Origin of the sequence: Metasolibacillus meyeri (genome assembly GCF_003049505.1) — a bacterium.
Taxonomy (GTDB): Bacteria; Bacillota; Bacilli; order Bacillales_A; family Planococcaceae; genus Metasolibacillus; species Metasolibacillus meyeri.
This window is the reverse complement of the sequence record NZ_PYWN01000046.1, coordinates 1-21,890: the sequence shown is the minus strand read 5'-3', so window position 1 is coordinate 21,890 and position 21,890 is coordinate 1. Positions and strand designations below refer to the sequence as shown.

At 36.1% G+C, this 21,890-nt stretch carries 22 protein-coding genes and 1 riboswitch; of the genes, 19 read left to right on the top strand and 3 right to left on the bottom strand.

Annotated elements, in window-relative coordinates:
- Nucleotides 1-300, bottom strand: a 300-nt coding sequence (locus C9J34_RS22345) for a hypothetical protein (RefSeq protein WP_238600608.1), incomplete at its 3' end; no start/stop codon positions are given.
- A gap of 638 nt (nucleotides 301-938) precedes the next feature.
- Between C9J34_RS22345 and C9J34_RS08465 the strand changes: the two genes are divergently transcribed.
- The 6 genes from C9J34_RS08465 (at nucleotide 939) to C9J34_RS08440 (ending at nucleotide 7,878) form a co-directional block, all read left to right on the top strand.
- Nucleotides 939-1,274: an ArsR/SmtB family transcription factor gene (locus C9J34_RS08465; protein ID WP_107839425.1), complete on the top strand. Its 336-nt coding sequence runs from the start codon at nucleotides 939-941 to the stop codon at nucleotides 1,272-1,274.
- Nucleotides 1,275-1,294: 20 nt separating this feature from the next.
- Nucleotides 1,295-2,293 carry an NADP-dependent oxidoreductase gene (locus C9J34_RS08460; RefSeq protein WP_107839424.1) on the top strand — a complete coding sequence of 333 codons (999 nt, stop codon included), beginning with the start codon at nucleotides 1,295-1,297 and terminating at the stop codon, nucleotides 2,291-2,293.
- 79 nt (nucleotides 2,294-2,372) lie between these two features.
- Entirely contained in the window at nucleotides 2,373-2,942 is a 570-nt protein-coding gene (locus C9J34_RS08455; protein ID WP_107839423.1) for a TetR/AcrR family transcriptional regulator, read from the top strand.
- 63 nt (nucleotides 2,943-3,005) lie between these two features.
- On the top strand, nucleotides 3,006-6,101 hold the full coding sequence (locus C9J34_RS08450; RefSeq protein WP_107839422.1) for an MMPL family transporter: 3,096 nt from the start codon (nucleotides 3,006-3,008) through the stop codon (nucleotides 6,099-6,101).
- 242 nt (nucleotides 6,102-6,343) lie between these two features.
- Nucleotides 6,344-6,862, top strand: a complete 519-nt coding sequence (locus tag C9J34_RS08445; RefSeq protein ID WP_107839421.1) for a sigma-70 family RNA polymerase sigma factor — start codon at nucleotides 6,344-6,346, stop codon at nucleotides 6,860-6,862.
- Nucleotides 6,859-7,878 carry a DUF4179 domain-containing protein gene (locus C9J34_RS08440; RefSeq protein ID WP_107839420.1) on the top strand — a complete coding sequence of 340 codons (1,020 nt, stop codon included), beginning with the start codon at nucleotides 6,859-6,861 and terminating at the stop codon, nucleotides 7,876-7,878. Before C9J34_RS08445 ends, C9J34_RS08440 begins: the two co-directional genes overlap by 4 nt.
- A gap of 57 nt (nucleotides 7,879-7,935) precedes the next feature.
- Here the strand turns inward: C9J34_RS08440 and C9J34_RS08435 are convergent, their stop codons facing one another.
- Nucleotides 7,936-9,297, bottom strand: coding sequence for a PepSY-associated TM helix domain-containing protein (locus C9J34_RS08435; protein WP_107839419.1), 1,362 nt, complete (start codon nucleotides 9,295-9,297; stop codon nucleotides 7,936-7,938).
- Between the two features lie 212 nt (nucleotides 9,298-9,509).
- On the opposite strand from C9J34_RS08435, the gene C9J34_RS08430 reads away from it, so the two are divergent.
- The 4 genes from C9J34_RS08430 (at nucleotide 9,510) to queE (ending at nucleotide 11,965) form a co-directional block, all read left to right on the top strand.
- Nucleotides 9,510-9,857 (top strand): PadR family transcriptional regulator, encoded by a 348-nt coding sequence (locus C9J34_RS08430; protein WP_107839418.1) that lies wholly within the window; start codon nucleotides 9,510-9,512, stop codon nucleotides 9,855-9,857.
- Complete coding sequence (locus C9J34_RS08425) at nucleotides 9,850-10,470, top strand: DUF2812 domain-containing protein (protein ID WP_107839417.1); 621 nt, start codon at nucleotides 9,850-9,852, stop codon at nucleotides 10,468-10,470. The genes C9J34_RS08430 and C9J34_RS08425 overlap by 8 nt, the downstream gene beginning before the upstream one ends.
- A gap of 147 nt (nucleotides 10,471-10,617) precedes the next feature.
- A riboswitch (PreQ1 riboswitch) is annotated at nucleotides 10,618-10,662 on the top strand.
- A gap of 114 nt (nucleotides 10,663-10,776) precedes the next feature.
- Nucleotides 10,777-11,235, top strand: a complete 459-nt coding sequence (queD, locus tag C9J34_RS08420; protein WP_107839430.1) for a 6-carboxytetrahydropterin synthase QueD — start codon at nucleotides 10,777-10,779, stop codon at nucleotides 11,233-11,235.
- 1 nt (nucleotide 11,236) lies between these two features.
- Nucleotides 11,237-11,965, top strand: coding sequence for a 7-carboxy-7-deazaguanine synthase QueE (gene queE / locus C9J34_RS08415; protein ID WP_107839416.1), 729 nt, complete (start codon nucleotides 11,237-11,239; stop codon nucleotides 11,963-11,965).
- A 336-nt stretch (nucleotides 11,966-12,301) separates the two neighbouring features.
- Here queE and C9J34_RS08405 read toward each other — a convergent pair whose 3' ends face one another.
- On the bottom strand, nucleotides 12,302-13,171 hold the full coding sequence (locus C9J34_RS08405) for a LysR family transcriptional regulator (protein WP_107839415.1): 870 nt from the start codon (nucleotides 13,169-13,171) through the stop codon (nucleotides 12,302-12,304).
- Between the two features lie 100 nt (nucleotides 13,172-13,271).
- Here C9J34_RS08405 and C9J34_RS08400 point away from each other — a divergent pair, with 100 nt between their 5' ends.
- From C9J34_RS08400 to C9J34_RS08360, 9 genes are all read left to right on the top strand, one after another.
- Nucleotides 13,272-14,426: an MFS transporter gene (locus tag C9J34_RS08400; RefSeq protein ID WP_107839414.1), complete on the top strand. Its 1,155-nt coding sequence runs from the start codon at nucleotides 13,272-13,274 to the stop codon at nucleotides 14,424-14,426.
- A gap of 182 nt (nucleotides 14,427-14,608) precedes the next feature.
- The gene (locus C9J34_RS08395) at nucleotides 14,609-15,193 is read left to right on the top strand and encodes a CGNR zinc finger domain-containing protein (RefSeq protein ID WP_107839428.1); all 585 of its coding nucleotides are present in this window, start codon (nucleotides 14,609-14,611) and stop codon (nucleotides 15,191-15,193) included.
- 121 nt (nucleotides 15,194-15,314) lie between these two features.
- Nucleotides 15,315-15,869 (top strand): HPP family protein, encoded by a 555-nt coding sequence (locus C9J34_RS08390; RefSeq protein ID WP_238600607.1) that lies wholly within the window; start codon nucleotides 15,315-15,317, stop codon nucleotides 15,867-15,869.
- A gap of 499 nt (nucleotides 15,870-16,368) precedes the next feature.
- Nucleotides 16,369-16,665 (top strand): hypothetical protein, encoded by a 297-nt coding sequence (locus C9J34_RS08385; protein ID WP_107839413.1) that lies wholly within the window; start codon nucleotides 16,369-16,371, stop codon nucleotides 16,663-16,665.
- Nucleotides 16,666-16,762: 97 nt separating this feature from the next.
- Nucleotides 16,763-17,647, top strand: a complete 885-nt coding sequence (locus C9J34_RS08380) for a serine hydrolase domain-containing protein (protein ID WP_107839412.1) — start codon at nucleotides 16,763-16,765, stop codon at nucleotides 17,645-17,647.
- 411 nt (nucleotides 17,648-18,058) lie between these two features.
- Nucleotides 18,059-18,385: an ArsR/SmtB family transcription factor gene (locus C9J34_RS08375; RefSeq protein WP_107839411.1), complete on the top strand. Its 327-nt coding sequence runs from the start codon at nucleotides 18,059-18,061 to the stop codon at nucleotides 18,383-18,385.
- Nucleotides 18,378-19,436 (top strand): ACR3 family arsenite efflux transporter, encoded by a 1,059-nt coding sequence (gene arsB / locus C9J34_RS08370; protein WP_107839410.1) that lies wholly within the window; start codon nucleotides 18,378-18,380, stop codon nucleotides 19,434-19,436. Before C9J34_RS08375 ends, arsB begins: the two co-directional genes overlap by 8 nt.
- Nucleotides 19,437-19,445: 9 nt before the next feature.
- Nucleotides 19,446-19,868 carry an arsenate reductase (thioredoxin) gene (gene arsC / locus C9J34_RS08365; RefSeq protein WP_107839409.1) on the top strand — a complete coding sequence of 141 codons (423 nt, stop codon included), beginning with the start codon at nucleotides 19,446-19,448 and terminating at the stop codon, nucleotides 19,866-19,868.
- A gap of 115 nt (nucleotides 19,869-19,983) precedes the next feature.
- The gene (locus tag C9J34_RS08360; protein WP_107839408.1) at nucleotides 19,984-21,345 is read left to right on the top strand and encodes an NAD(P)-binding domain-containing protein; all 1,362 of its coding nucleotides are present in this window, start codon (nucleotides 19,984-19,986) and stop codon (nucleotides 21,343-21,345) included.
- The last annotated feature ends 545 nt before the right edge of the window (nucleotides 21,346-21,890 follow it).

Sequence of the window (21,890 nt, the reverse complement as noted above, 5' to 3'; positions counted from 1 at the left end):
ATCACAAGAATTACATAATGCTATTTTGCCATCGCACCCTAGAGAAAGATCATTAAAATCAATTATGCCGAGGCGCAATTGCGTCGGAGGCTTAACTTGAATCAGTAGGTAGTTTGGAACTCCCTCTGATTCCATTACTTTTCTGGCATTCATTCCGCCACTTATGGAAGTGGGGGACTTCTGTATCTGTCGCTTCGCTTTCGCACAGAAAACATTTGTTGCTGTCGCTTCGCTTTCGCACAGAAAATATTTGTTGCTGTCGCTTCGCTTTCGCACAGAAAATATTTGCTTTCGATACAAAAACAATGCCGCTGTCGACCTGCTTCCGCGCAGTAAACATTGCTGAATCAAGTTAAAAAGTGAGGTGAACTTCTTGGATTTAAAATACCTACCCCTGTTGCTCTCTACTTTATTCCTATTTGTAGTTGCTTATCTCGAAAGAAATCAAGAACAAAAGAGCATAAAAAAACCAACTTTATTAGTAGGTATACTCATGATTTTCTATATCTTACTCATGTCTTTAGATTACAGTTTTATGGCAGCAATTATTGGGATAATAGGTTTGCTTATTTTAATTATTAGTTTAATTATTCGTATTTTTCAAAGGTTAACATCAAAACGGAAGTAGTGAATATCCATTTTGCGAATATAACCTTTGACACATGCAACAGAGATTAGAAAACTATCTCCTTTGATTTTTCGTAACTAAATGTATTTATATTTATCCATACGATTTGTCCTTTATATTGGCTTGGTATTATTCATCATAACCAAGCCGTTATAAAGGATTTTTTATGTAAGCTTGTAATCAAACAATGCCCAGATTTCATTCGTCTCGATTTGCTTTCTCAATATTGCACCACATTTAAAAATAGTATATCGTTATATTCGATAAATGGTTTATCAACTTAAACGAATGAACGGAGGTGTTTGATTAAATGAATAAGCAGGAACAACTGAATGCTATTAAAGAGGATTTTATTAATTGTCAAAAGGTATTGTTAGCAATTGGCGATGAAACACGGCAGGCTATCTTATTAGTTTTAATGGGGACGGATTGTCAAACAGGGCTACGTGTAGGAGAAATTACTGAGCAAACACATCTTTCTCGACCTGCTGTGTCGCATCATCTGAAGATTTTACGCGAAGCTGGGGTGATTTTAATGCGTAAAGAAGGTACAAAAAATTTTTATTACATTAATGTCCGTTCAGAATTAGGTTCATTAAAAACACTTGTGCAACATATTGAAGAGTTCATGCAAAAAAATTATTAAAATTATTGGAGGTAGAGAAAATGAAAGCGATGGTTATTGAGCAATACGGGAAAGTGCCAATGCGTTTGGCAGAGGTACCTGTACCTGAAATTGGGGATTATGAGGTGCTGGCAGAAATTCATGCAGCAAGCATTAATCCTGTTGATTTTAAAATACGCGATGGAAAAGTAAAAATGTTAGTTAAATATAAGATGCCTCTCATCCTTGGGAATGATTTTGCTGGTGTTGTGGCAAAGGTTGGCGCAAAGGTGACACGTTTTAAAGTGGGAGATGAAATCTATGCACGCCCACGCAAGAGTAAGATTGGTACTTTTGCGGAATATATTGCCGTTCATGAAAATGATATTGCGCTAAAGCCTAAAAATTTGAGCTTTGAGGAAGCAGCTTCGATTCCATTAGTTGGCTTAACCACATATCAAGCTTTATATGACATCATGCAGTTACAAAAAGGCCAAAAGATTTTGATTCAAGCAGGAGCGGGTGGTGTTGGTACTTTTGCTATTCAACTGGCAAAAATAATGGGGGCTACTGTTGCGACAACTACGAGTGATGCTGGTGCGAATTTAGTAAAATCTCTTGGTGCCGATGAAATTATCAATTACAAGACGGAACAATTTGAGGATATATTGCAAGATTATGATGCTGTATTTGATACAATCGGAGGAAAAACACTTGAAAAATCTTTCAATATTCTAAAAGCTGGTGGGAAAGTTGTTTCTGTTTCGGGCTTGCCAAATGCTCGTTTTGCTAAAGAATATGGCTTAGGATTCTTGAAAAGATTGTTGTTTGCAGCAGTAAGTAGTAAATTGACTGCACTTGAAAGAAAGCATGATGTGCAATATACATTTTTATTTATGAAACCAAGCGGTGAGCAATTGCGCACAATTGCCAACTTTATTGAGTTAGGTCAAATTAAGCCTGTCATTGATCGTGTTTTCCCCTTTGAAGATGCACAAAAAGCAATGGAATACTCAGAGGCAGGAAGGGCGAAAGGGAAAATAATTTTAAAAATTAAGTAGGAATTATGATTTTATTTTTAATTAAAATAAGATATAATCATATAGGAATGAACATTCATTCCTATATGAGGTGAGAAAAATGTCTAAAAATAAGCAGGAAGATATTCTTGAAGCGGCTATGCAATTGTTCGCGGAGCGTGGCTATGATGGGACAACAATTCCGATGATAGCTGACAAAGCGAAGGTGGGGGCTGGGACGATTTATCGCTATTTTGATAATAAAGAATCGCTTGTGAATTCTTTATTTGTCAAATGTGTAACACAGTTTTCCGATATATTAAATAGTGAATTTCCAGGAAACAGTGGAGATGTGCGTGAACAGTTTTCACATATTTTCTACCGCATGTTCCAATTTGCTAAGCATAATCCATATGCTTTACTTTTTATTGACTCGCACTGTATGGGCTATTATCTTAATGAGGAAAGTAACAAAGTGTACGATGACTTCCTTGCTTTTATTATAGGCGCTATAGAGAAGGGGCAAGAGCGAGGGGCAATTCGCCAGCTACCATCCAATGCTTTAATTGCAATTGTTTATGGCGCATTTATTATGCTATTTAAAATGGAGCAAGCAGGAGCTTTGGAGAATACAGGACAGCTACTGGAAGAGTTAGAAGAAAGTTGCTGGAATGCTGTTCGAATCATTTGATTCGATAGCTTTACTACAAACGGAATGAATATTCATTCCTGTATTTAAGAAAGGTGATAACAAATGCAAAAACTAAAAAATTGGAGAAGTCTGTCCTTTATATTATGGATACTGGTCACAGTTGTTGTGCTCTTTACAATGCCTGATATGGATAAGTTAATTAAGGAAAAAGGACAGATTACCATTCCTGAAACAGAGCAAAGTGCGATTGCGAATGAGATGATTAAGGAGATGAATGCAAAAAGTGGCGACACCTATGGCATTATAGCAGTCTTTCACAGTGGCAATGATGCAGCTTTATCAAAGGAGCAGAAAGAGGCGATTGCTGCTGCTGTCAATGAGTTGCAGGATAAACAACAGCAACTTGGCATTACGGAAATGGTTTCGCATTTAGATGGAGAAGAAATGGAGGAGCAGCTCGTTGCTAAAGATGGCACGACTATTTTGACACAAATCTCTGTTGATCGAGTGCAAGGAGAAATCGTAGAGGTTGCGGATTGGCTAAATGAAATCATTAAAATAACAGATGTTCAAACCTATTTAACTGGAAGCGAATTAGTAGGAACGGACTTTATGAATTCTACACAAGAAGGTGTACAGAAGACGGAAATCATCGCTGTCATCTTTATTCTTGTCGTATTAGTTCTTGTATTCCGTTCACCAATTGTACCGATTATTTCTCTTGTAACGGTTGGTGTTTCTTATTTAGTATCAATGGGCGTCATCGCACAAATTGTTGATAAATTCAATTTCCCTTTTTCCAACTTTACACAAGTATTTTTAGTTGTTGTGTTGTTTGGTATTGGAACAGACTACAATATTTTATTATATACACGTTTTAAAGAGGAGTTAAGCAGTCAGGAAAATGCCTATTTGGCGACAAAGGCGACATTTAAATTTGCAGGGAAAACCGTGATATACAGCGGAATCGCTGTGTTAATTGGTTTTGCTTCACTCATTTTAGCGAATTTTAAATTGTATCAAGCGACTTCCGCAGTGGCCATTGGCGTGGCAGTGCTCTTGCTTGTATTGATGACATTAAATCCTTTCTTTATGGCACTGTTAGGTAAAACGATGTTTTATCCTGTTAAAACATTTAAAGGACATGGTGATAGTCGTTTATGGGGCTTTCTTGCGAAAAGCGCAGCATTTAGACCATTGCTCGCTGTCATCTTTGTATTTGTTATATCCATTCCTTTTATACTTAGTTATTCAAATACATTGAACTTCAACGATTTATGGGAAGTGGATGATAAATACGAATCGAAGCAAGGCATTAACATCATTGAAGCACACTTTTCACCAGGCTTTTCTTCTCCAGCAACATTGGTCATTCAAGCTGATCAAAAATTGGATGAAGTAAGCTCTTTACAAGCATTAGATGAGCTGGCTGATAAAATTTCAAAAATAGAAGGTGTGTCAGAAGTGTATGCACCTACTCGTCCAGCAGGAGATAAAATTAAAGAGCTTTATATGAATGACCAAGCAAATGAATTGAACACAGGTTTAGGTGATGCTGATAGCGGTATTGGCACAATCACCGAAGGACTAACTTCTGCAAAAGAACAAATGGCAGGGAGCGATTCAAATGATTTAGCTAATGTGCAAAAGCTAATTGATGGCACAAGCGAAGTAGAAAACGGTGTATCTGCATTAAATAATGCGATGAATGAGTTGACATTAGGTATTCATAGTGGGGCGCTAGGTGCTGAAGAAATAGCAAGCGGTTTAACTGCATTGCATGAAAATATAAAGCATCTTTCGAGCGCAACATCTCAGCTATATACAGCCTACAGTCAGCTAGCAAATGGCTTAACTGCATATGAACAGCATTTTAATAGTATTTCACAAGCAATTGATGGCGCTAAGGCAGGTTATCAGCAAATCGAAGGGCTCATGGCGAATTTAATTGAAGCAAAGCCCGAATTAACCGAAGATGTGAACGTCCAACAAACATTGGGCATCGCTGCATCTGCCCAAGAGCAACTAAGTGCACTTTCAAGTCAATTGCAGCAATTATCAGGGCAACATCAAATTGCCATGACTTCATTTAAAGAGGCGAATGGTGCTTTAAATAAAGTTGAAACAGGTTTAGGTCAAATAGAAACAGGTGCCACGCAGCTACAAAAAGGGTCAAATGAATTGACAAAGGGCTTGAATGAAGGTGTGGCTGGTTCAAAACAAATCGCTAACAAGACGGGCGAATTAAAAACAGGCGTAACGCAAATTCATCAAGGGCAAGAGCAATTATTAGCTGGGCTTCAGGATTTACAAGAAAAGATGGGGCAATTGCAGGCAGGTCTTTCAGAAAGCACAGAAGGACTCGAACAAATAAGTAATGGTTTACAAGAATCGCAAAAATATTTAAGCGGTCTTAGTACCTCTGAAACTTCAGAGAAATTTTACGTGACAAAAGATGTGCTGGAAAGCGAAGATTTCCAACAAGCTTTAAATATGTATATGTCTGATAACCGCGAATTCGCAACAATGATGATTATTTTAGAGGTCAATCCGTATTCTCAAGAGGCGATGCCAATTGTTCAAGAGATTAAGAAACAAGTAGATACAGCTTTAGATGGCACAATTTTACAAGGTGCAAAGGTAGCTATAGGTGGCAAAACTTCTGAAAATGTGGATTTAAAAAATGTTTCTGAACAGGATTTCTTACGTACAGCAACGATTATGTTAATCGGTATTGCGATTGTGTTAATGGTGATTACACGTTCGATTGCACATTCCATCTTTATCGTTGGCTCATTGCTTTTAGCGTATTTCACATCACTCGGTGTGAGTGAGCTCATTAGTTCATATGTTTTAAATATCGATCAACTAAGCTGGAATGTACCGTTCTTTAGCTTTATTATGATTGTGGCATTAGGTGTGGATTATAGTATTTTCCTAATGATGCGCTACAATGAGCTAGAAGGCAATCCAGCAACACAAATCGTGCAAGCCTCTCGTCACATTGGCGGTGTTGTACTATCCGCTGCATTGATTTTAGGTGGTACATTTGCAGCGTTAATTCCTTCTGGCGTATTAACACTGATTCAAGTGGCACTAGTTGTACTGATTGGGTTATTATTCCTCAGCTTTATCGCAATGCCAATTTTATTGCCTGGCTTGATTGGGCTGACACATAAGCTTTTCGATAAGAAATAACAAAAGTAGATTTGCGCCAATATTTTTGGTGTAAATCTCTTTTTTTATTGCTGAATTAAGAGGACTATAATAGATAACGGATTGAGAAATAAGAACGATAGAGCTTATTCTGTAGCGGTAGAATGAAAACTGCTAGATGTAAAATTCACCACTACACTTATTGTAAAAATATTTAACTCCCATGCAACTAATCACTACTAAAAATGCTCTAACGGTATGTAAGGAAAGAAGAGGTGTGAAAGATGGAGTCTGAATTTCTAGTCAAAAAAGCACAAAAAGGAGATGGCGATGCATTTATACAGTTAATTCGACAATATGAATTGATTCTTTATCGGACGGCAAAGGTTTTAGGTCTAAAAGATGAAGATATAGCAGATTTATTGCAAGAGACGGTTTTAACTGCATTTGAAAAAATAAGCACTTTAAAAGAGGCAAAATATTTTAATACTTGGCTTTGTCGCATCTTATTGAACAATTGCTATCGTTTTATGAAGCAGCGTAAGCAGGTTGTATCACTTGATTCAGAAACGTTGAATGCACTGATACATCAAGATTGTTTACCAATCGAGCTAGACGATGCGTTGAATAGCTTAGAGGAGAATTATCGTGTTGCATTAACACTGTATTACGTTAACGGTTTAACAACGAAGGAAATTAGTGAATTGCTTCATGAACCTGAAGGGACAATTAAATCGAGAATTTCGAGAGCGAAGCAGTATTTGAAAAACAATTATTATGTTGAGGAGGCACAATCACTATGAACAAAAGTGTAGAGAAGCGCTTACAGCAAGAAATGAAGAAAGAACAAGAGTTACCGCAATCCGTACGCATAGCTTTTGACCAATCCTATGAACAAATTCGTCAGTTATCAAAGAAAAAAACTAAAACAGCATGGTTTAAACCTGTGGCAGCTGCCGTAGCAACAATCGTGTTAGCTTCAGGTATTATGTTAACAAATGATACCGTGCTAGCAAAATTACAAACCTTTTTCAGCTTAAAAGATCCTGGAATTGACCTAGCAAGTGACTATGGAGATGTACAATACCTGGCACAATCACAACAATCAGAAGATATTACGATTACACTAGAGCACTTTTTTGTAGATGCCTATCGACTAGCTATACAATTAAACATTGAATCAGAGCATATACAAATGGATGATTTACATGATATGCATGTGGAATATCGACTTTATAACATAGAAGGTCAAGAAATAGATACTTTAGTATCCGATACAAAGCCAATTGCAGGGCGGGGGATTTTTACTGGTGCTCAGTTTAAATTAGAGAATGTAAAAAAACATGCCGCAACATTGGAAATGCTGACTGTTTCTAATAGAGTCGCTGTACCTTCGTTAGATGGCGCTAAATTAGTTATTGAAACGATACATTTCTTAAATAAGGATGGAAGTATTATTTCGGTGGATGGCAAGTGGGCATTTGATTTAACATCACCACCGGTTGAAACACAAGTTTTTGTAGGAGGAAATATAGTTCCAGGTCTTGAGTTACAACAAGCGGCATTAACAAATGGTTCCATGCAAATATCCTATAAAGTCGATCAGCAAATTGAAAATGAAAACGATATTTTTAAAACAGCATTAGTAAATGACAACGGTGAATCTTTCTATGCCAATAGCGCAAATGTTGAATACTTAGAGGAGGAGCAACAAACAATCATTAGCTTAGTTTTCCCTTATAGTATATGGAATGAACAGCAAACTCTTTCTTTAGCTGTCAAAGGCTATGAAAAATTAAGGTTAGTGGAGAAAGAATAAAAAATGCTACAGCAAGTCCAAGCTAGCAGTGGACTTGCTGTATTTATTGTTAAGATATCATGAAATTTGAGCCGTTGTTTTTCCTTTTTTAGTGAACCAAATCACTAGCTCAATTAAAACAACTAAAATCAGTGAAATACCAAAGAGTGGCATAATGATACCGAGCACAATCATGAAAATGCAAAATGGAATTGAAATTTCTTTTGCCATAGGTGGTGCAGAAATCAGCCCTTTTTGTCTACGCCATAACCATGTTTTGAATCCAAGGTACATCAAATAGAGAAAGGCTAGGCAGACGAGTAAATTTATTATTTTATTTGGCCAACCAAATAAATGTCCTTCATGAAGGGGGATACCCCATGTAAACCATTTTCCTAAAATCCCATATTCCTCATAACTGACAGAAGAAATCAGTGAGCCGTTGTATTGGTCAAAATAATTTGTTACCTCTTCCTTTGGATGTACATCTAAACCTGTCACACCAGTGTTTGACCCCTTAGCCACTATAAAAACACCTTCTTCTGAGCTAGGTAAAATAATAGAGTAAGGTTTAGAAATATTTTCATTTTCAATATGTTCCATCAATTCACTAACGGATAGTGCATAGTCATTTGTGTAATCAGTCACAGTTGCATGCCCACCGTGACCGGCATGTCCTGAATGATTTTGAGAAGTGGGCATTTCATTTTTACGAGTAGCCCAAGGAATTTCATTGATATCCGATGATGGTGGATTTTGTTTCAACTCAGGAATCCCAATAGATGGATTTTGTTGGGCAGCCGTATAAATAATATTTCCCATAAATGCTGACCATGGCAAGCCTGTAAAAATAATTGCAATCATTGGAATTGTAATAATAACTCCTAATATAGCGTGCCATCTGCGAGAGCGAAGCCGTGTTGTTTCTGTTTGTGCTTTCTGCCATATCTTTTTTCTAAACGTCATATAAAGACCGGAAAGCAACAGGAAAATAGCCCAGCATGCAGCTAGCTCCACTAAGTAATTGACAAACGTTCCACCTATAAATAAGGAGCTATGCAAATTTCGCATCATATTTGAAAACGTATAATTTGCCTCCTGACTATCAACTATTTGATAATTACCATCTAAAAATACATACTTTTGTTCGCCTTCACTGTCCATCATCGTTAAACGAGTATTATAAGGTTCTTCTAAAATGATTACTTTACGAACAGCATAGTCACTAAATTCCGCCTTTGCCTGCTCGATTCCTTCATCGATGGTAATGCTTGTTGTTTCTTTACTGTCGCCAAAGTAAGAATCTGCATATAGCTTGTTTTCTACATCGGTGTAGAAGAGGTAGCCGATGCCACTGATTGTTAACGTCAGTAACAGGGGAGTCATAAATAGTGCTGCGAAAAAATGCCATCGCCAAAAACGATTGTATAAATTCTTCATAAAGCCTCCTAATAATCTATAATCTTTTTTACATGAATAATATACATTTGAAATGTGAAATATGGATGATATTTTTGAGGAGAATTTGAGTGTAAAATTTCTTTTTTATATTTGAAATGGAATTTTTTATTGACTTATACAGTTAGACTGTATACAATTCAACTATACAGTTTAAATGTATAGTTGAACTGAGTATTGGAGTGATGAATGATATGGACTTAAATAAGCATTTACCGTTGACGGAAACAACATATTATATTTTATTATCCTTACTTGAACCTGCTCACGGTTATATTATGATGCAAAAAGTCGAGCAATTAAGTAATCAAAGAGTGAAGATTGCGGCGGGTACGATGTATGGAGCAATTGAAAATTTACTTAAACAGCAATTAATAAAAACAGTACAGAGTACGGATAAGCGTAGAAAAACGTATGTCATCACAGAAAAGGGCATAGAACTGCTGCGACTAGACTGTGAACGAATGAAGCATATCACCTATATTACTGACAAATTGCTACCGCCTACAGCATTAGGAAACGGAGAGGTTGAAGATGTATAAATTTAAATTCTTTATCAATTTTGAGAAGGAAGAACAATGGCTAGAGCAAATGGCAAGTAACGGTTACCATTTGCAAAATACTTTCTTTGGTTATCAATTTAAACGTGAGAAGGCTGAAACGGCAACCATAAAAATTGACTTCAGAAAATTTAAGAAAAAAGAGGATTTCATCGACTATTGTACGATGTTTGAGGATAGCGGCTGGCAGCATATCGCTGGCTCCAAAAGCTCAGGAATGCAGTACTTTAAAAAAACAGGTGATACCGCTGGAGATGATATTTTTTCTGATAATAATTCAAAAGCTGCTAGGTATAAAAGATATGCAAATATGAGTTTTGAGTTGGCCATGAGTTTTTTACCATTATTAGTAGTCTTTTATTTGACAGATATCGTGGATTTTAAGGCATTTATTAATCCAAAGGAACTCTATTTTACACCTGGTTTATGGGATAAGACAGGCATATCATTCTGGTTTTCCTTTCTATTTGAAACACCATTAGCACTAATGCGAGGTTTTGCTTGGTTATTTATTCCGCTTACAATCATTTCATATTTATTATTTGGCTATAAATCGAATAAGCTTTATTTACAAAACATAGCTGATAAAAAATAGTTTTAAGCAATCCAGCGCAATTGCGGGGGAACTAGTTAGGTGGTGGGTAGTTCAAATGGTTGCTAATAAAACGATTCGAGAAGGATTACATCGTCATAAAATTATGTTATACTACTAGTCGTGTAACAAATAAAATCTACTAAATCGGTAGGAGAGGTTCTAGCTACACCCTCTATAAAAAACTAAGGATAACCATGCCGCGCCTTAGGTATGGTTTTTTGTATGTTGAGGTGTATAGAATGCTCTTTTTCAAATGGGAAAGGGGATTTTTTTATGGATAAAAATAACAGAACAGGTGAACCTATGATGTTTGGGTTTCGTATTGTTGAGGAATTGCAAAAAATAGATAAAGATATTCGTAGAGAGCAATTAGCTTATCATCAGAAGCGAGTGATGGTCAGCAAATCGTTCACCTTTGATGCTGCACATCATCTACATTGTTATGAGGGCAAGTGCAAGAATCTTCACGGCCATACGTATCAAGTCGTATTCGGAATCAGTGGCTTTGTTGATGAGATTGGGCTTGTTATTGATTTCACCGATATTAAAAAGATTTGGAAAGACAAAATTGAAATCTTCCTCGATCATCGTTATTTGAATGAAACATTGCCAAAGATGAACACAACTGCTGAGAATATGGTTGTCTGGATTTTTGAACAAATGGAAGAAACAGTTCGTTCTTTGCCAAATGATTGCCGCGTGGAGTTTGTTCGATTATTTGAAACACCAACCAGTTACGCAGAAGCAAGAAGGGAGTGGATGTAGCATGAGTAAAATACCTGTCTTAGAGATATTTGGTCCCACAATTCAAGGGGAAGGCATGATGGTAGGAAGAAAAACGATGTTTGTTCGAACAGCTGGTTGTGATTATCATTGTACATGGTGTGATTCAGCATTTACATGGGATGGCAGCGCCAAAGCAGATATCGTTCAAATGACAAGTGACCAAATTTGGCAGCAATTAAAAGAAGTCGGTGGCAATCAATTTGATCATGTCACAATCTCAGGTGGCAATCCAGCTCTGTTGGCTGCTTTAGATATTTTTATCGATTTACTGCTGGAAAAAGGAATTGAAGTTGCGCTTGAAACACAAGGAAGTCAGTATCAGCAGTGGTTTTTAAAAATTAATGACCTGACGATTTCTCCTAAACCCCCAAGTTCCAAGATGAAAACGAATTGGGAAAAGTTAGACTATATAATCGATCAATTAGCAATCAATGGACGACTAGCTCAGACTAGCTTAAAGGTAGTAATTTTTGATCGAGAGGATTTTCAGTATGCCGAAAAAGTGCATCAACGATATCCTGAAGTCGCTTTTTTCTTGCAAGTAGGGAATGATGATGTAGAAGAGGTAGACGCGCAACAATTATCCCGACACTTATTAAATAAGTACGAATGGTTAATTGATCAAGTAGTAGCATCCACTGTACTGAATCGTGTCCGTGTCCTACCACAAGTGCATGCGTTAATTTGGGGAAATAAGCGAGGTGTGTAGTAGCTATTTGTTCAACGTAAGCAGCTATGACGACTATCGAACAAAATGCCATTTTCTCACTTGTCATCAAGTTCGTTGTATTATCCTTTATTTCCTAGTCTGACTTACTTTATGGCTAGCTGTTGTGCTACATTAACTTACTAAGAATAAAGTAAAAAGAAGCCAAACTCTCGTATCCATTACTAAAAACCAGGTTTAGCACCTGGTTTTTAAATATGACTTTTTACCCTTTGTAGTGAATCAAATAATTAGCTCAATGAAAACAACTAAAATAAGTGAGGTACTAAAGAGTGCGTAATGTCTAGTATGATTGTAGTAAAACTGGCTTGTTACTGTTCATTCAAAAGCATTTTGTGCTACACGGAGAAATTCCTTTACTGCGGGAGAGGCACTTTCAATAGATGAACAAGCGAGTGCAACTTCACGACTGTTTTCGATATTTAGCTGGCTAATTTTTATGTTGTGCTGGGTCTTTAAAAATAGTTCGGGGCCAATAGTAATTCCAAGCCCTTCCTGCACCATATTGGCAATCGTAGTACAATCATGCACCTCAAAACGGATAGAAGGTTTCATTTGTGCTTCTTCGAATAACGCTTCGACGTGAGATTGATACATTCCTGTTGGCATAATAAAAGATTCCTCTATTAAATCATCCATATCTACGGTTTCTTTGATACGAAATCGATGCTCTGGGTGATAAGCTACCACCATCTTGTCTTTTATTAAAGGAACCAAATCAAAGCTCGGATTTGATTTTCCTATTACGACAAACCCAATATCAATAATTCCTGAGCTAAGCCATTGTGTAATTTCTTCGTAAGTTCCTTCGTAAAACTTAAATTCTATTTTAGGATGCTTCTTTTGAAATTTGGCAAGTAACTTAGGTAATAAGCAGGATGAGGCACTTGCAAATGTGCCAATCCGTATGTTACCAGTTTCTAAATTGGTTACTAATGCAATTTCTTGATTGATACTTTCCATTCTCTTTAATATTTCTCTAATATGAGGAAGGACTTTTTGACCCGCCTCTGTAAGTGCTATGCCTTTTTTACGGTCACGTATTAATAGCGAAACATTTAATTCAGATTCTAGACTCGCTACAGCATGACTTACTGCTGATTGCGTCATGTTTAATTTTTCAGCGGCTTTTGTAAAGCTTCCTAGCTCAACTACTTTCGCGATGATTTCAAAGCGCACAAAGCTCATGAGTAATTACTCATCTCCTTAATTAAAAACATCAATTTTACTTATGTTAACACGGGATTTACAATAAATACAATGTTCAAATTAAGAGAGGGGAAATAAAATGAAAAACAATAGAAATCAACTGACAATTATACTTTTAGCTCTCGGAGCTTTTGTAACAGGAACAGCAGAGTTTATTGTTTCTGGAATTTTAGAACTGGTCTCTATTGAATTAGATATTTCTATTGCAATAGCTGGTCAGTTAATCACGATTTATTCTCTATCTTATGCTATTGGTGCATTGGTATTAGTTATGTTAACATCTAAATTCAACCGCAAAAAAGTAATTTTATATGCTCTCGCCATATTTATATTAGGAAATTTAGTTGCATTTTTCAGCTATAATTTTGTTGTTCTTATGTTATCTAGGGTCATTATGGCTATGAGTGGAGGACTTTATATTGTCGTTGCCACTAATTATGCAGCTCAAATTGCAGCTCCCGAAAAAAAAGGTGGTGCTATGGCAACGGTTATTACAGGTTTTACTGTGTCATTAGTACTTGGAGTACCTCTAGGAACATTTTTAGCGAGTTATTTTGACTGGTATTACATTTTTCTTATTATTGCACTTGGTACAGTGCTTTTGTTAGTAGGGCTTTATAAATTATTACCACCTATTGAGGGTAATCAATCACTGCCATTTAAGCAACAGTTAGAAATTATAAAAGATAAACGAATCTTTACAGGTTTAATGGCAACGATTTTTTGGATCTTAGGATATACTATGGTATTTGCCTACATTGCGCCATTGTTAAGTAATACTGCTAACTTTTCTATAAAGATGACGAGTATCGCATTATTCGTTTTAGGTTCATTTGCTTTTATTGGTTCACGCTTTGGAGGTTATGCAGTAGATAGATGGGGACCAAATCGAACGATATCTATCAGTCTATCTGTTCATATCGCTGCTTTATTTTTACTAACATTCACGCAGTATTCTACCATAGGTGTATTTATCACATTGGCTATTTGGGGAATAGCAACGTGGGCGACAACACCAGCCAAGCAATTTTATTTAATATCATTAAAACCGCAGTCAGCTGAAACTGTGTTGAGCTTTAATACGGCATTAATGAATGTTGGGATGATGCTGGGATCTGCTTTGGGAGGAATTATTATTCAATATTTAAACATTGCCCATTTGAGCTGGATTGCTGGAATATTTGTAGCAATAGCACTTATCTTTATCAAATACTCTCTCTATCTTAAATATTAATCTGGCATTTGAAGCGAATATTTTAGACACAATAGATGGATTTCATAGTAGGTTAAAAGCGTGGGTTATTTATAGCCAGAGGGGTGTTTTTTATTTTCTGCATCAAATAAAGTATAATTAGCATATAACCTATTCTTAATCGCTTAAGAGGTTAAATTATAACAACGAAATGGGCGATGGATGTGCAAGAAACAAATAAATTCCCTCTGATATCTGGAAATATTTCATTAGATTTAGTAAATACTGAAGTAGTAAGATGGGGACAACGATATGATTTATTGATGAATAATGAAGATATCTTGGATTGGCTCTATCTGGTAAAAGAGGATAATTCGTTTTGGAATGAGCAGCTGTTTATAAAAGTTAAAGAGCGTTTGAGCCAAGTAACATCAAATATTTTAGAAATGCGAAAGGTTATAAGAAAAGAATTTGAACACATTGCAGATCAGCATCAAATTTCGAATAAATTTATCACTATTTTAGAAAAGAAAATTGAAAAAGCACCATTCACATATAAATTGTCAGAACATAAATTAATTCCTTTTCCGATTGGAGAAATTGAGGATGTCCTTTTATCGTTAATTGCTTTTGACATATTAACTTTAATTAAAGAAAAGAAACTTTTCTCTCTACAACGATGCTCCAATCCAGAGTGTGTCCTTCTATTTATTGATGTGAGTGGGAGACGTAAATGGTGTTCAATGAAGATATGTGGAAATAGAAAAAAAGTGGCAAGATTTCAACATAGAAGATTAGAAGATAGCTAAAGAATCAGCTTTTATAGTTGGTTCTTTTATTTTGGTCATTTAAACTAACCCTTAAAATTAAACTTTACAAGTTAGTTTGATTTATGTAGAATAACATTGTAAATAAGAGGAGTGGATACAAGTGAGTAGAGAAACCGCAATCAATCCTGAAAGCACAAAAAAAGTCAGTAATCGGTACTTTTCGAAAATGAGAGGACAAGGAAGAACTCCATTACAAGTTAATGTAAAGGATTCCTTTACAGGTTTAACGGGTGGTTTTCTAACAATTGTTACTTTAATTTATTTAACAAATATGACTTCTACTGAATGGTTAATGGCCCCGTTCGGCGCAAGTTGTGTGTTGGTATTTGGTGTTTGGAATGCACCGCTATCACAACCTCGAAATGTAATTGGTGGTCATTTTGTATCAACATTCATTGGTTTACTTATATATCATCTATTTGGCAATGAGCCGTGGGCGATTGCTCTTGCAGTTGGTTTAGCTATTGCAATGATGATGTTAACAAAAACAACCCATCCTCCAGCAGGTGTAGATCCACTCGTTGTTATGTTAGGAACATTTAGTTGGAGTTATTTATTTTCTCCTGTTTTAATTGGCTCCATCATTATCGTAATCTTTGCATTGTTAATCAATAACATGCGTAGCAATAGAAATTACCCAACATTTTGGATATAAGTATCGGGACACGTTCAAGCTGACGTGATTGCAAAACCTTCTGGGCTATAGCAAGTATCGATCTTCGCTTAACAAGGAGATGACGAAGAGGAGATTTTGCAGTATTGGGGAGCCAAATGGCTGAAGTGAGTTATGAAAACGAGGAATCGCTAAATAGGGAGGAAAGAGAGCTAAAAAAAACCCTACCTATTGCAGTTTTGCAATAAAGTTTGATATAGTAAAATTGATAGATAAATTGATAATTTTTACAATTAGCTTGACGGCATATTCCATAAGAAGGGAACTCATAATGAAACGAATTAATTACTCGATACAGTTAGTAAATCTGATGGAGTCTGTATCGAGCTTAACCTAAGTATCTATCAGTTAACTGTATCGTCCACATAACAAATAAAAAAATGAATCATTTAATGTTAATGAAGTAAAAAGAGTATTAAGGCCAAACGGTGTATTCATTACTCAACAGGTTGGTGGGGAAAATGGAAACCGCTTATCAAATATGCTTATTCCAGATTTTCAAGCAAAATATAGAAACTTAAATTTGAGCAATACTTTACTTGACTTTAAAAAAAGAGATTTTGAGATTACGTTTGCTGATGAATATTTTCCATATCAAAAGTTTTTTAATATGAAAGCCTTAATTTACTATATAAAAGTAATTGAGTGGGAATTCCCAGCGTTTAATGTAAAGGAAAACTTTGTTCAGTTGTTAAATGCCTATAAAGAGTTAACCGTAAATGGCTATATTTTAAACTATGAGCATCGATTTATTATAGTTGCTAATAATCATAAGTAAATTTTGTAAAATAAATATCCCCGTTTTGATTATTTTCTCAAAACGAAGATACTTATCGTTTTATGAGTAATAAGGATAAAGGAGGATTCCCAAGAGCATGACATCTTTAACCGATTTTGAAAAAATAATAAAAAAAGATAAAATTGATAGTGTCCTTGTGCAGAAGAATAATACGGTGATTTTTGAATATTATCGAAACAATAAAATGAAGGAAAGGCAGCATAAAATATATTCTGTTACAAAAAGCATCTTGTCTGCACTGATTGGCATTGCGATTGACAAAGGCTTTATCGAAAATGTTAACACGCCTATTAGTCATTACTTTCCAGAATTTAATAAAGATAAAGAAAATGAGAGAATTACAATTAAGCATCTACTGACAATGACTTCAGGATTACACTGGTCGGGTAATGGTGGTATGATCTCTAGCAAAAATTGGGTCAATTATGTACTGCAGCAGGATATTGACCATCCTCCGGGCAATGAAATGGTCTACAGTTGTGGTTCTTCACAATTATTAAGTGCCATCTTACAAAAGACGACTGGATTACATATAGAAGCCTTCGCTAAAAAGCATTTATTTACACCTCTAGGCATAACAGATTATAAGTGGAACTGTGATTCCCAAGGTATAGCCATTGGTGGATTCGGATTAACGATGAAAACGGTGGATATGTTAAAAATCGGTACGCTTTATTTAAAAAATGGTGTATGGAAATCCAAACAAATCGTGCCATATCATTGGATTGAGGAATCTACAAGTCCAAAGGTCAAAACTGATGATCATTATGCATACGCGTATCATTGGTGGAACATAACATCCGACAATCAAGTAGGTAGAATTTTTTTGGCGATGGGACATGAAGGACAGTATATTATTGTCGCACCTGACTATCAATTGGTAACGGTTTTTACAAGTAGTTTTAAAGATGGCGCATCAAGACCTTTACAGTATTTTCAGGACTATCTATTAGAAGGGTAGATAAGAAATCAATCGAAGTTTGTTTTTTGTTGTATAAAGACAAGAACTCGCAGATACTCATATTTACTTATAAAGATTGATACATTAGGTAATTCAAAATGAAAAAACAAAGTATAATAAAAATTTTGTAAGACGGTGTGAAGTTTTATTCGCACTGTCTTTTTCTCTGTGTATGCATTATAAAGACACATACATTGAACAGCATTCGTGAAAAGATGGGAGCTTTTATATAAAGGCTTCAAAGTAGTAACAAAAATAAATTTTAAAAAATGAGGAAATAGCGATTGCATTTACTTTCGAGTTCGCATAATATAAGTGTATAGTTATATACAAATGTAATCACCTAGATAAATAGGTGATTTTATTTAAAATTATATATAAGCAAATACTTATATAAGGAGTGCGAATAGGATGGAAAACACACTAATTGAAAAACAACTAAAAGCAGCAGCTGATTTGAATCGGATTAAATTGCTTGCATGTATGAAGAATGGGGAGGTATGTGTATGTGATTTTGTGGATGTTTTAGGGATATCACAACCAGCAGTGAGTCAACATCTTCGAAAATTAAAGGAGGCAGGCATTATTACGGAACGAAAAGTAGGAACGTGGAAACATTATCGTTTAGTAGAGGAACAAACGCCATTGATGAAGGGGATTTTAGAGCAAATTCAGCCTTTAACGGGATGCAATTGTGAAACAGATTGTTGCCATGTAGGGGGAAATAGTAATGAGTAATGAATCATTAACAAAGCAACTTTCTTTTCTAGATCGTTATCTCACGCTTTGGATTTTTGTTGCAATGGGGATTGGTGTTTTATTAAGTGTGACAATGCCTGATATCGGAAAAGCATTAGAGTCCATGTCGATTGGTACAACATCCATACCGATTGCCATAGGATTAATTGTCATGATGTACCCACCATTAGCGAAAGTAAAATATGAAGAAATGTGGCGCGTGTTTAAGGACTGGAAAGTGCTTTTATTATCACTTTTTCAGAACTGGTTACTTGGTCCGTTCCTCATGTTCTTTTTAGCAATCATCTTCTTGCACGATTATCCAGAGTACATGGCTGGACTCATCATGATTGGTTTAGCGCGTTGTATCGCTATGGTGATTGTGTGGAATGATTTAGCGCGTGGAGATCGTGAATATGTTGCTGGCTTAGTTGCCTTTAACTCCATTTTTCAAATTGTGACCTATTCGATTTTCGCGTACTTTTTCTTGAATGTATTACCTGGTTGGTTTGGTTTAGAAAACTTCCATGTAGCGATTTCCATGTGGGAAATTACAAAGAGCGTATTGATTTATTTAGGGATTCCGTTCGCTGCAGGCTTCCTTACACGTTGGATTGGAATGAAAACAAAAGGGAAAGCGTGGTATGAAGAAAAGTTCTCACCGAAGATTTCACCACTAACTTTAATCGCGCTTCTGTTTACGATTGTCATGATGTTTGCCTTGAAAGGTGAACAATTAGTTGAACTGCCACTTGATGTAGTACGAATAGCAATTCCATTGTTTATTTATTTTGTGGTCATGTTTGCTATTTCATTCTTTTCTTCTCGTAAAGCAGGTGCATCGTATCCCGTTACAGCAGCGCTTTCATTTACAGCTGCAAGTAACAACTTTGAACTAGCAATTGCCGTAGCTGTAGGTGTGTTTGGATTGCATAGTGGCGTGGCGTTTGCCGCTGTTATTGGGCCACTTGTAGAAGTACCAGTTCTCATTGGTCTGGTATGGGTCGCTTTACGTTGGCAGAAAAAATACTTTAAAACTAGTAGATTATAAGGAGCAATTATGATGACAAATACACTTTATTTTTTATGTACAGGGAACTCCTGCCGTAGCCAAATGGCTGAAGGGTGGGCAAGAAAGTTATTGCCTTCCGATTGGACGGTAAAAAGTGCCGGTATTGAAGCACATGGCGTGAATCCGAAAGCCATAAAAGCGATGGCAGAGGTCGATATTGATCTATCGAATCATACATCCGACTTAATTGATGTTGAGACATTAAACAATGCGACGTTAGTTGTCACGTTATGTGGGGATGCCGCTGATAAATGTCCAATGACACCTCCACATATTCGTCGGGAGCATTGGGGTTTTGAAGACCCGGCAAAAGCGACAGGTACAGAAGAAGAAAAGTGGGCTGTATTTCGAACTGTACGTGATGCTATTGGCATGTGCATAGAGCGATTTGTGACAGAGGAACTTAACTAAGAACGCTATTAAGAATAAGGCATGTATTACGTCTAGTTGAATGCTAGGCGTAAAAAATATTCAATATATAAGGGAATGCTTATATTATAATTTAAAGGAAGAAGGGAATTTATTTATGAAAACATTTAATATAATTCAACCAACTGGCTCTTGTTGTTCAACGGTTCAAGCCAAAAATATCGAAGAGCATATCACTCTAAATGATCGCAATAAGCATTTACCGATTGTTATCATCGGTGCCGGACCAATCGGCTTAGCTACAGCAGCTCATTTAGTAGAGCAAAAACAGGCGTTTATTTTACTAGAAGCAGGGAATGAAGTCGCGTATAACATTCGCACTTGGGGGCATGTTACACTATTTTCACCATGGAGATATAACATTAATAAAGCTGCAAAAGCTTTATTAGAGGAAACAAACTGGCAAGAACCAAATCTAGACACATTACCGACAGGAAATGAATTAATTGACTTCTATTTAAAACCACTAGCCGAATTAGCACAAATCAAACCTAGCATTCAATTGAACGCAAAAGCGGTCGGGATTTCGAAGCAATTCAATGATAAAATGAAATCTCAAAATCGAGACAATCAAGCCTTTCAGGTATATGTTGAACAGGGAAATGACTTGCATATCATTGAAGCAAGAGCCGTTATTGATGCGACAGGTACATGGGGAAATCCAAACCCAGCAAATGCTGCAGGCGTATGGTTAAAAACCGAAAAAGCATTAGCAAACCATATCGAATATGGCATTCCAGATATTAAGATGAATGTGGAGAAATACGCAAATAAGAAGGTTGCCGTCATCGGGGGTGGCCATTCAGCAATTAATACGTTATTATCGCTAGCCGAATTACAAAAAGAAAACCCTTCAACTCAACTTGTTTGGATCATACGTAAAAAATCTGTAGAGGAAGCCTATGGTGGTGAAGAAAAGGATGCTTTAGAGGCACGTGGTACGCTAGGGATTCGCATTCATGAATTAGTAGACACAGGCAAGGTGGAGGTCATCACGCCTTTCTATGTTTCACAAGTGAAAAGAGGCGAGAGTATTGATATTATTGGAACTGTCAATGGTGAACAAAAAGTATTAACAGGCTTCGATGAATTGATAGTCAATGCCGGAAGCCGACCTGATTTTACAATGATCAGTGAGCTACGTCTTTCAATTGATACAGTAACAGAAAGCGTGCAAGCATTAGCACCGCTCATTGACCCAAATGAACACAGCTGTGGCACAGTACGAGCGCATGGTGAAGAAATACTTCGACAACCTGAAAAGGACTTTTATATTGTTGGTGCAAAAAGCTATGGACGCGCACCTACATTTTTAATGGCTACAGGTTACGAACAAGTCCGTTCCATCACAGCCTATTTAGCTGGCGATAAGGATGCATCAAAACGCGTGGAATTGAAGTTACCTGAAACAGGTGTATGTGGAATTAATCTAGCCAATCAATCAAATTCATGTTGTTAATTCGTTGACTGTTAGCGAAAGCTAGCAGTCCTTTTAAAATACGAAAGGGGTAATGGGATGAGTTTGTGAAATGGAACAAAAGGATTTAAAAGAGGTATTAGTGATTTATAAAGAAAGAAGGAATTGACACAGGAATGGCAAGCTAAAATGTCTGCAAGTTCTTGCCTCACATAATACATTTGAGCAACAAGATATTCATTTCAGTTTTTAGTTTACATAATATAAAGTGAAGGGCTTAGATAATTTGTTAGAAGAAGTACATATAATATTATCGTTTAAAAAGAGGATAAATCGTAGAATTAGTGATAATTATCGTTCAAAACAAGTTAGGTAAATTATAGCACTAAAATTGAGTCTAGTCTAATTCTAGATATTTCTTTAACTGTTTTTTTTAGCAATCTACATTTCCAACAAACCCTCTTGTTTGACCTATTAAACCTTCCCCATTTTTACGTTGTCATTAAATCCTTGGTTTTTCCCATTTAATAAATCTTCTACAATAATTAAAAAATTTTTATAATATGTTGGAATGGCATTATATTAGC